The sequence below is a fragment of the Limnospira sp. PMC 289.06 genome, from assembly GCF_032350395.1.
Classification (GTDB): Bacteria; Cyanobacteriota; Cyanobacteriia; order Cyanobacteriales; family Microcoleaceae; genus Limnospira; species Limnospira platensis.
In genome coordinates, this window is record NZ_JARPLC010000049.1 from 21,369 (window position 1) to 32,217 (window position 10,849).

The 10,849-nt window shown below is 45.6% G+C and carries 8 protein-coding genes; 6 read left to right on the forward strand and 2 right to left on the reverse strand.

The window, feature by feature from the left end:
• The first annotated feature begins 176 nt into the window (after positions 1-176).
• Entirely contained in the window at positions 177-2,588 is a 2,412-nt protein-coding gene (locus tag P5674_RS12260) for a DUF1565 domain-containing protein (RefSeq protein ID WP_006619909.1), read from the forward strand.
• 11 nt (positions 2,589-2,599) lie between these two features.
• On the opposite strand, the gene P5674_RS12265 is transcribed toward P5674_RS12260, so the two are convergent.
• Positions 2,600-3,454: a methyltransferase domain-containing protein gene (locus P5674_RS12265; protein WP_006619910.1), complete on the reverse strand. Its 855-nt coding sequence runs from the start codon at positions 3,452-3,454 to the stop codon at positions 2,600-2,602.
• On the opposite strand from P5674_RS12265, the gene P5674_RS12270 reads away from it, so the two are divergent.
• The 3 genes from P5674_RS12270 (at position 3,453) to P5674_RS12280 (ending at position 6,890) form a co-directional block, all read left to right on the forward strand.
• A complete protein-coding gene (locus P5674_RS12270; RefSeq protein ID WP_286131296.1) occupies positions 3,453-3,575 on the forward strand; it encodes a hypothetical protein in 123 nt (40 codons plus the stop codon). The genes P5674_RS12265 and P5674_RS12270 overlap by 2 nt on opposite strands.
• A 135-nt stretch (positions 3,576-3,710) precedes the next feature.
• Positions 3,711-4,190, forward strand: coding sequence for an ankyrin repeat domain-containing protein (locus P5674_RS12275; RefSeq protein WP_006619911.1), 480 nt, complete (start codon positions 3,711-3,713; stop codon positions 4,188-4,190).
• Positions 4,191-4,343: 153 nt separating this feature from the next.
• Positions 4,344-6,890 carry a glycogen/starch/alpha-glucan phosphorylase gene (locus P5674_RS12280; RefSeq protein WP_014276792.1) on the forward strand — a complete coding sequence of 849 codons (2,547 nt, stop codon included), beginning with the start codon at positions 4,344-4,346 and terminating at the stop codon, positions 6,888-6,890.
• Between the two features lie 147 nt (positions 6,891-7,037).
• Here the strand turns inward: P5674_RS12280 and P5674_RS12285 are convergent, their stop codons facing one another.
• A complete protein-coding gene (locus P5674_RS12285) occupies positions 7,038-8,486 on the reverse strand; it encodes a slr1306 family protein (protein WP_006619913.1) in 1,449 nt (482 codons plus the stop codon).
• A 74-nt stretch (positions 8,487-8,560) separates the two neighbouring features.
• Between P5674_RS12285 and P5674_RS12290 the strand changes: the two genes are divergently transcribed.
• Together P5674_RS12290 and P5674_RS12295 are read left to right on the forward strand one after the other, a co-directional pair.
• Positions 8,561-9,652, forward strand: coding sequence for a metallophosphoesterase family protein (locus P5674_RS12290; RefSeq protein ID WP_006619914.1), 1,092 nt, complete (start codon positions 8,561-8,563; stop codon positions 9,650-9,652).
• A gap of 411 nt (positions 9,653-10,063) precedes the next feature.
• A complete protein-coding gene (locus P5674_RS12295; RefSeq protein ID WP_014276793.1) occupies positions 10,064-10,294 on the forward strand; it encodes a hypothetical protein in 231 nt (76 codons plus the stop codon).
• Positions 10,295-10,849 lie beyond the last annotated feature (555 nt).

Consider the following 10,849-nt stretch of genomic DNA (forward strand, 5'->3'; position numbering starts at 1 on the left):
GAGAGTGTTTGTTATATTAATGATGTCGGTGCGCGATGGTTTCCCGATTGTGGGTCAGACAGAACCCCCACTACCGCTAAATCCGCCACGTTACTGGTGGCAAGTGCCATCAACTAGGCGGTTTAACAGCTACCGAAAATATTGCAGGAATTGGCAACAGCAACAACAATAGAATTATGGCAACAGTTTACGTTAATCCATCTACTGGCAACGATCAGGGTGACGGGACCCAATCATCTCCCTACAAAACTCTGACGGCAGCCTGCGCTAAAGTTGAATCAGGAACTTTCATTCAATTAGAAACTGGAACCTATAATAGCGCTACCGGGGAACAGTTCCCAATTATGATTCCTAGCGGGGTCACTGTGGTGGGAAATGAATCAGGAACCGGAAGCGGCATTTTGATTGAAGGTAGTGGTCGCCATAGTAGCCCTAGTACAGGCGGCCAAGAAGTTACTATCGTGATGGCTACCAACGCTGAACTGCGGGGGGTGACAGTAACTAATAACCAAGTGAGGGGTACGGGAGTTTGGGTCGAGTCTACCTCGCCTAATATTGTACACTGCACATTTACCCGCTGTCGCCGCGAGGGAATTTACGCTACAGGCTCAGGGGCTCCTAATATCCTCAGTAATGCCTTTGTGGAAAATGAAGGCTATGGCCTCTCGCTGGAGGGTAATGTTAAGGGGGAAGTACGCAACAGTTCCTTCCAAAATACGGGCTATGGTATCTCGGTTAAGGGTGAAGTTCAGACGCGCATTAGTGATAACACGCTTTTTGAAAATCGCTCTGGTCTCCTAATTGCTGGCAACTCTCGCCCTATTTTGCGACGTAATTTGATTGAGCGCAACACTGGCGATGGTATTGTAATTACTAATGATGCGGCTCCAGATTTGGGTAGCGCCAGCGAATCGGGTGGTAATATGATTCGCAATAATGGCGGGTTTGATATTAATCATGCTGGCTCTGTGGCGATCGCCTCTTTTGGTAATTTGCTCAATGCTGGCAGAGTTCAGGGTAATATCAATGTGGTAGCGACTAGCGCTCCGACTTCCTCACCCACTACTATCCATGTTAATGGCTCGACAGGTAATGATTCGGCGGCGGGTACGGCTTCTGCTCCGTTCAAAACTATCACCCGTGGCTTACAACAGGCGACGGCGGGGACTGTGGTACAAGTGGCTCCAGGAAATTATACGGCGGCTACAGGGGAAACTTTCCCGTTGTATGTGATCTCTGGTGTGACGTTGATCGGTAATGAGTCTAGCCAAGGTAATGGCACTCAAATTACTGGAAGCGGTCGATTTGCTAGTCCTAGTGCGGCGGGACAAAATGTAACTATTGTGATGGAAAATAACTCGACCCTGCGCGGTGTGAGTGTGACTAATGAGGAAATTCGCGGCACTGCTGTTTGGATTGAGTCGGTTTATTGTGTGGTGGCTAATTGCCGGTTTTTTAACTCTAAACGGGAAGGGGTTTTTGTCACGGGAACTGCTATCCCTGAGATTTTGACTAGCCACTTTGAAAAAAATGCTGGTAATGGTATCGCTTTGGCGGGGAATGCTAAGGGAGAAATTCGCGGCAACAAGCTACAAGATACTGGATTTGCGATCGCTGTTCAAGCCTCTGCGGCTCCGCTGATTAGCGACAACCATATTTCTAACAACCGCACTGGTCTTGTACTTTCGGGTAGTTCTAAGCCTGTGTTGCGGAAAAATCTGATTGAGAACAATCTTCAGGATGGTTTGACTGTCATTGCAGATGCTTTTCCAGATTTGGGTAGCCCTCAAGATGCGGGGGGTAATATTTTCCGCAATAATGGTAAGTATGATGTCCAGAATGCTGGGAAGTTTACTTTGGTGTCTGTGGGAAATCAGATTAACCCCACTAACACGAAGGGAAATATTGATTTTAGTGCTAATGTGACTCCCACCCCGACTCCGACTCCTACCCCGACTCCGACTCCGACTCCGACTCCCACGCCGACTCCGACTCCGACTCCACCTCCGGGAGGCGATCGCTTTAGTGATATTACCGGACATTGGGCGCGAGAATTTATTGTGCGCTTGACTGATATGAATATTATCAGTGGGTTTCCTGATGGTACTTTCCGACCCAATGAGAATTTAACTCGCGCCCAACACGCGGCTTTGCTGGCTAAGGCGTTTAATATGGCTCCTATTCAGCAGGCGACTGCATTTAGGGATGTGGCTATTGATTTCTGGGGGAAAGTGGCTATTGAACAAGCGAACCGGGCCGGATTTTTGGCGGGTTTCCCCGATCGCACTTTCCGACCTAATGAGAATTTGAACCGGGCTCAGGCGGTGGTATCATTGATTAATGGTCTCAAGTTGACTGGTGGTAATCCTAATTCTTTGAATGGTTACACCGATCGCGCTCAGATTCCTAGTTATGCTACAGATGCGATCGCTACTGCTACAGAGCGAAGGATTATTGTCAACTATCCAACTCGGACTACCCTGGCTCCTCAGCGGGATATTACCCGTGCGGAAATTTCGGCAATTCTCTATCAAACTCTGGTAGCCACTGGGCGCGCTGAGGCGATCAACTCTCCTTACATTGTCTAGTCAAGGCTAGATTATTTGGTCCCCCGCAGTAGTCCAAACCGAATTAAACCCTGTTCATATCCTTGACTCATTAATCCTAGGGATAATGCGGCTCTGATGGTTGAAGGTCCGCTGATGAGTAAACCGAAAATGGCGGCGGGGTCAAAGGCGGAATCAATGACTATATCCCAGAAGGGGGCGACTGCTTTTGACCAGTCGGCGGTGTCAATGTTATTAAACCCTACCCGAGTGGCGATCGCTTGATATTCTGGCAATGAGATCACATAGGGTAGGGCATAAACTTGGTAAATTTGGGCGAGGTGGTGACGTTCTGCGTCTGTGAGTTGTCCTGGGTCTCCCCCTAGGGGACGATGACACCAAGTAGCCATTAAAAACGTGCCACCGGGTTTGAGGACTCGGTGGCATTCTTGCAAAAATTGGATTTTGTTGGGCATATGTTCGCCACTTTCCAGAGACCACACCAGGTCAAAGGATTCGTCCTCAAAGGGCATTGCTAGGGCGTTGGCAACCTGGAAATTCACATTTTGACTTAATCTAGCTTCGGCGGCGCGATCGCCTGCTCTTTGGGCTTGTACCGGGCTGAGAGTGATGCCTGTAACTCTGGCGTTAAACTTTTCGGCTAAATAAAGACTACTCCCCCCAATGCCACAACCTACGTCTAAAATCTTAGGGGTTGGGGTTGTCTGATCAAGTCCCCACTTTAGTAATTCTTCGATTAGGTCAATTTGCGCCTGTCGTCTTTCGGTTTTCAGATTCCCTTCGGGTCCATAATAGCCATGGTGCATATGTTCCCCCCAAATTTGTTCCCACAGGGCGGAGGAAGCATCATAAAACTGTTGAATCTGTTGATTGAGAGTTGATTTCATGGCTACTTTGTCTAATGGACAATCAATCATGGTAAATGGTAGGACTACGGACTTGTTATGCCATATGTCTCAGTCCCCAGTCTGGTCTGGGGGTTGCGATCGCATGATTGTAGTGCTATGATAGCGTAAATTGGAATGATACAATAAGCCATTGTTTTAGCCCAATCAAACATTAATTAAGAAGTCGCTTTTTGGTAGTTTCCTAAAATGTAAGGTTATGAGATAATAACATCAGGGCGAGAAGGGTAAAGCGACTATGACCGAGTTAATTAAAGCCATCAAAACAGGCAATCTTGAGGAATTATCAGCTTTAATAGCAGCGGAAAAAGATATCAATGCTGTGGGTGATGATGGCACAACCGCCATGGTGACAGCAGTGGGACAGGGACTAGAGGCGATCGCCCAAAACCTGATAGAGGCCGGGGCTGATGTTAACCTCGGAGATAATGATGGTTGGACTCCGCTGATGGAGGCGGCGGCACAGGGCCATTTAACTATAGCTGAAAGTTTACTACAAGCTGGGGCTGAAATTGATGCTCAGACCGATTTTGGCTTAACAGCATTGATGGCCGCCTCTGGTAGGGGTCATGTACAGATGGTTGAGATGTTACTGAATAAGGGTGCCAATTTTCGGGCTAAGGATAACAACAATTGGACGGCTTTAATTTGGGCATCTTCTGAGAATCATCCCGAAGTTGTAGCAGCAATTAAAAAATGGCGAGACGCTCATAATTAGCTGATAATTGCCTGTTGAAAAAGCCCGGATTGAATCAGGATTCATCTAATCAGAACCAGGATAAAATCCCCAATTTGACAATTGGCAAATTGGGCAGCATTTAAGACTCAGAATATCCTGGATATAACCACTTACTTTAATGGGTGAAAAGCCATGACAGAAACCTCATCAGAAAACCTCAATGATTCACAGGTGACAGGGGAAGACGATCGCACCGGATTAAGTATTGAAACCCTGCGGCGTGCCTTAGCAGATAACCTGTTTTATATCCAAGGAAAATACCCAGAAATTGCCACCTTAAATGACTTATATTTAGCCCTGGCTTATACAGTGCGCGATCGCCTTTTAACCAAATGGTTAAATACAGTTCGCACCTTCACTCAGCCATCAGATAACACCAGAGTAGTCTGTTACCTATCGGGAGAATTTCTAGTAAGTCCCCACTTAGTGAATCATCTAATTAATCTGGGAATTTATGACCAAGTGCGACAAGCCGTAGAAGAGTCGGGTTTAGACTTTTCCCAACTGGTGGCACAAGAATCAGAACCCGGACTAGGAAATGGGAGTAATGGTGGTGTTTCCGCCTGCTATATGGACTCCCTATCTACCCTGGAAATTCCAGCTATAGGTTATGGTATCCGCTATGAATTTGGGGTGTTTAAACAGGAAATACAGGATGGTTGGCAGGTAGAAATTACTGATAAATGGCTACAAAAAGGCAACCCCTGGGAAATAGTCCGCCCAGAGGCGGCAGTGGAGGTCAAATTTGGTGGCTATACGGAAGGCTACACGGACGAAGAAGGCAACTATCACGCCACTTGGGTTCCTCACCAAGTAGTTAAAGGTATCCCCTACGACACTCCTATTAGTGGCTACAAAGTCAATACTGTAAATACCTTGCGCCTGTGGAAAGCCGAAGCGCCAGAGTCTTTCAATTTCCAAGCATTTAATCTCGGAGACTATTACGGCGCAGTTGACCAAAAAGTATTATCTGAAAATATCACCAAAGTTCTCTATCCTAATGATGAACCCATACCGGGTAAACAACTGCGTTTAGAACAGCAATTTTTCTTGGTGTCCTGTGCTTTACAAGATATGATCCGCTGGCATCTAAAATCCGGTGGAAACCTGGAAAACTTCCCGGAAAAATTTGCCATTCAACTCAATGATACTTACCCGGCTATTGCTATAGTAGAATTGATGCGGTTGTTAATGGATGAACATGATATCGAGTGGCATGATGCTTGGGAAATTACTCAAAAAACTTTCTCTTACACCAACCATACTTTACTACCAGAGACTTTAGAAAAGTGGCCGGTAAGTTGGTGGGGTCGTCTGCTTCCTCGCCACCTAGAAATTATCTATGAAATTAACCGCCGCTTTTTAGAAGAAGTCCGTAATAGTAATGGTCGTGATGGTCATAAAATTGCCAGACTTTCATTAATTGATGAAACGGGAGAACGTTATGTAAGAATGGCTAACCTGGCTTGTTTGGGGAGTCATTCGATTAATGGTGTCACCGAATTACATACGGAATTGTTGACTAAAGATATTCTGGGAGATTTTTATGAATTGTTCCCCCACAAGTTCAGCAATAAAACTAATGGGGTAACGCCACGACGTTGGTTGGTGCAAAATAACCCGGGTCTGACTAAGTTGATTTCTGAAAAAATTGGGGAACATTGGATTACCCATTTAGATGATTTGCGCCAGTTAGAAGGCTTCGCACATGACGGGGATTTTCGCTATCGTTGGGGACAGGTTAAACTAGATCTAAAACGTTCCCTGGCTGGTCATATTCAACAGCGTTTGGGGGTGACGGTTAACCCAGAGTCTCTGTTTGATGTTCAGGTGAAACCTATTCATGAATACAAACGCCAGCATTTGAATATCCTGCACATTGTTACTCTTTATCATCGGATTAAGCAAGACCCGACTGTAAATATTGCCCCTCGCACGTTTATTTTCGCCGGGAAGGCTGCTCCGGGGTATTTTATGGCAAAATTAATGATTAAGTTGATTCACTCGGTGGCTGAGGTGATTAACCATGATCCAGATGTGGGCGATCGCCTGAAAGTTGTGTTTCTTCCAGACTATAATATTGCTAATAGCCAAATGCTCTATCCGGCGGCTGATGTGTCTGAACAGATTTCTACTGCTGGCAAGGAAGTCTCTGGTACTGGTAACATGAAGTTCTCCCTTAATGGCGCTTTGACCATAGGGACTTGGGATGGTGCTAATATTGAGATCTGCCAAGAGGTTGGTGAAGAGAATTTCTTTCGGTTTGGCTTGAGTGCTGATGAGGTTTACCAGCGCAAGGCTGAGGGTTATAATCCCTGGGATTATTACTATGGTAATTCTCAACTCAAGGAGATTATCGATCTAATCGGGTCGGGTCATTTTGCTGATGAAGACAGCACCCTATTTCAGCCTCTGATTGATTCCCTGCTACACCAAGACCAGTATATGCTATTTGCTGACTACCAGTCCTATATTGACTGTCAGGATACCATTTCTCAGGCTTGGTGCGATCGCGATCGTTGGTTGAAAATGTCCATTGTCAATACGGCGCGTTGTGGTAAATTCTCTTCTGACCGCGCTATCCGAGAATACTGCGATCAGATCTGGCATTCTTCGCCAGTTTCTATTCAACTCGCTGATTATGTCCAACCACAGACGGCGTTAAGAGTTGACAGTTGAGGGTTAATCATGATACAATGGGGGTGGGTTGGAAGGGAAGTTTTGATTAACCTTCCGCTCTCCTGATTGCTTCGATATGTAGGCGGTTTTTGGCGGGTAGACTTAACTTCCCTTTTGGGACTTGGTTTAATCGACCCGCCGCCCCTGTTAGGACTTCGCAGGTAAAGGGGGAGTTGGGGAAACTTCCCTGGCTGGGAGAATATGGCTAGTAGCCTGTCGGACAAAACTCTGTAATGTTGACAACTGCTGGTTATTTTGGAATACGGACTTGAGGGTATTTGAGAAGGACTCGATATTTAAGGAAAAGTTGTTTCCGGTTTCGCAGGTTTGGAAATACTCAATTAAACTCAAGCCAGCAATGCGAGTTAGATAAGCCGCCGTGACACCTTGAATAACTCCCCCAGCCACATAGGTGACGGTGTTAGTTTTGAGGAGGGTTGTTAAGGTTTTGGTGGATAACTCGACCAAGCCTAATTTTACCATTTGGGAACCGAGAGTTTTAGCGAGTTGCTGTGCTTGTTCGAGGGAAAATTGGCAATCATAGACTTTCCCTAAGTCTAGCACTAACTGAGAGGTAATGGCAGCGGTGGCGAGAAGGTCTAAGGCGGGGACTGGGTTAGCAAAAGCGGCAGCCGCAGCGATCCACTGATATTGTTCTATGGTGGGGAGGGCTTGCTGGCGGCGAATTGTGTTTAAATGGGTTTTGACGGTTTGCTGAAGTGCGATCGCTTGTCGGTAAGTGGTGGCGAAAACCAAAGCCTCGCCTTGATGGATAAAAAGGCGATCGAGATTTTCGGTAAGTATTTCGATTTGGGGTAATGGTGTTTCCATCCTTTCTTGGACGGAATTTTCATCCTGATATTGGCGGACTTTAATGGCACTAGGAGAAGCGGAAATACCAATGACATCACTCGCCGCCAATTGATTAGCCATAGTTTGGCGCAGTTTTTCTAAAACGACTACCTGATGCTCTAAAGGACATTGATCTTGTTTATTCCAGACCAAGAGGGTGGGTTGGCGATCGCACAAATCACTAAGGGTTTTATATTCAGGTTCAGTCAAATCACCATCTACTAAAAACATGACTAAATCAGAAGTTCCCAAATTGTCTGAGGAGTCGGGGTCAACTTCGGTAATAGTTAACTGTTTCTGAGTCCAGGTAGTAGTTTCTAAAACGGTTTTTAAGGAAGTTTTCCCAACCTGTGGTTTTCCGGTAATAGCCAGGTATAAATCTTGTCTATCAATAGCTGTGTGTAAGTCAGCAACCTGCGATCGCCAATCAGCGATAGTCGGTGAGAGGTCATTTCCCGAAAGGATAGTTTCCGCCTTGGTAGCTAAGTTATCAATTAAGGTTTCGGTTTCCTGAATAGCAGCTTCGGTAATTTCCCGATTAATAGGGGGGGAATTTTTGCTGCTCTGGTCAGACTGAGGAAATTTTCGCTGTAGCCACCAGAGACCACCGCCTAAAGCGATCGCCCCAAAAACTGCTGTTTCTCCGAATTCCACTGCCGAGTCGCCGACTGTATCCCACAGCCAGAGAACTACAGATAACCCAATGCCACCAACTAAGATGGGACGACGCAAGTTTACAACCATATCCGTTCATTTGCCATAACCCTGCTTCTAGTTTAGATCAAAACTGAGAGATCTGCATGATAGAGTATTAGATTATGGTTCTAAACTTTCGATTTGCGATCGCCAGCGACTTACATATTGCCCTTCCTGACACCATTTGGGATCATCCGAAACGCTTTCATTTAGTGGAAGTTAGCATTGCAGCCCTAGAACAGGTCTTTGAACATCTCGAAAGGCTGGATATAGACTTTCTGCTGCTACCTGGAGATCTCACCCAACACGGGGAACGGGATAATCACGCTTGGTTAAGCGATCGCCTAAAAAACCTACCCTATCCAGCTTATGTAGTTCCTGGAAACCATGATGTACCTTTAGCGGTAGGGGAAGGGTCCCTAATTGGTTTATCGGAGTTTCCCGAATACTATCCCCACTGCGGTTATCAAGACAGGAGTTGTCTGTACTACACCTGCGAATTAAGGTCGGGTGTGCGGTTAATTGGTCTCAATTCCAATGGGTTTGATGAACAGGGAAATCAAATCGGATATGTGGATGAAAAGCAGCTAGACTGGCTGAGAGATGTTTTGGCTAAATCCACTGATGAATTGGTGTTAGTGATGATTCACCACAATATCATTGAACACCTACCCGGACAGTCTACTAATCCCCTAGGTCGGCGTTATATGTTGTCGAATGCTCCTCAATTGTTAGAGGTGCTGGAGAGGGGGGGAGTTCAGTTAGTTTTTACAGGTCATCTCCATGTACAGGATATTGCTAAATGGCGGGGAGTTTATGATATCACTACGGGTTCTTTGGTTAGTTATCCTCACCCCTACCGTATCCTGAATTTTTCTAGGGATGATCAGGGTCAACAGAGGCTAGAAATTGAGTCGCACCGCATTGTCTCCGTGCCGGGTTTTCCTGACTTACCAAGTATTTCTAGGGAATGGATGGGCGATCGCTCCTTTCCGTTTATGATGCGGTTATTAATGGGACCTCCCCTAGGTCTTTCCCAATTAGAAGCTGAGGAGTTAGCCCCCAGTCTGCGCTATTTTTGGGCGGATATCGCTGGGGGTGATGCGAGGTTTGATTTTCCTGAGTTTCCCCCCCTAGTCCGACAGTATTTTGAGGGGTTCGGTGCCAGTGAGGCGATAGATAATCGGACAATTTTGCGGTTATCGCAAATGTAATCAGAATATGGGGATGTGGGTATTCTATACTGACCGACTACAAGGGAGTCTCAATCTATAGCAATGGGCGATCGTGTATTCATGACAAAATAAGGAAGAGGTTATAGGTGAGAAGGTAGCGGGTAGCAGGAAAGGGGATAGATTTCATGAACAATTGTCAATTATGGATTTTCCTGCCTATCTTTACCAGTGGCTGGTTACGACACCAACTTCGGCGCGCTATAGATTTACGCTTGATTGTTAAATAAATTGGAATTTGAGTTGCTGTTGACTGGCCTGCATGGGTCAGTAGATGGTGAGATACCCTACTCAAATATGATGGCTTGTTTGTATAAAAGAAGAATAGATTTGGGAATAAGCCTAAAGACTTACTGCTTACTGTGTTGATGATTAACTCGAAGGCCCTCGACTATGACCACCAAAGCTCATACACATCACTTACCAGTATCTTCTGGGTTCGCTGCCGGAAAGCACCCTGACTTCAAATTGTCCGGCTATATACGCGAGGATAGACTGCACAGGTTGTCTCAAAAAGGGATTATAATTACTCCCTCAGAACTTGATGAGTTTGATGCTTACACCCAGAAAATTCGTCGTCAGTTATTGATATTAAAAGCTACATCGGTATCTTCTATGGATTGAACAACTATCGGGTTTAATTGCGATCGCCTCTCAAAGGATAGCATTTGACTTGATGCTATCGTGATCGGAAAATGGCGGCTTTGACCATAAGCTACCCCAAGGGGGTTTTATATAAGTATTAGTTATTATTGGCGATATGTTTGATACAAATAAAAAAACAGTCAAAAAATTTTGGATGAAAATGATTATCATTTTCGCCCAAAAAAACCACGAAAATACGCCACTTGACAGCCCTCAAAAAGGATGATAGAGTAGAGTCTATAGGTTATAGTTCATCTTCGTGTGGGTATAAGCAGTTATTGGGTATCTGTGGCTACCGAGAAATAACCTCAAACAGCTATATTGCCGTATTGAATAGGGGGAAGTAGAGGGCGATCGCCTGAGTGAAATTTGCTGGCGATCCACGAATATTTTTTTGAACTCTAGAGGGGGGGAGTTGACAAAACAGCCAAAATGTGCATAGTGTCAGGATGCAAGTTTGATAGGTAAGGGATAATTGTTCAAGAACTCCCACCTGCTAACGCGAGGTGGGAGAGTGGGGAACGGGCCCTGCTC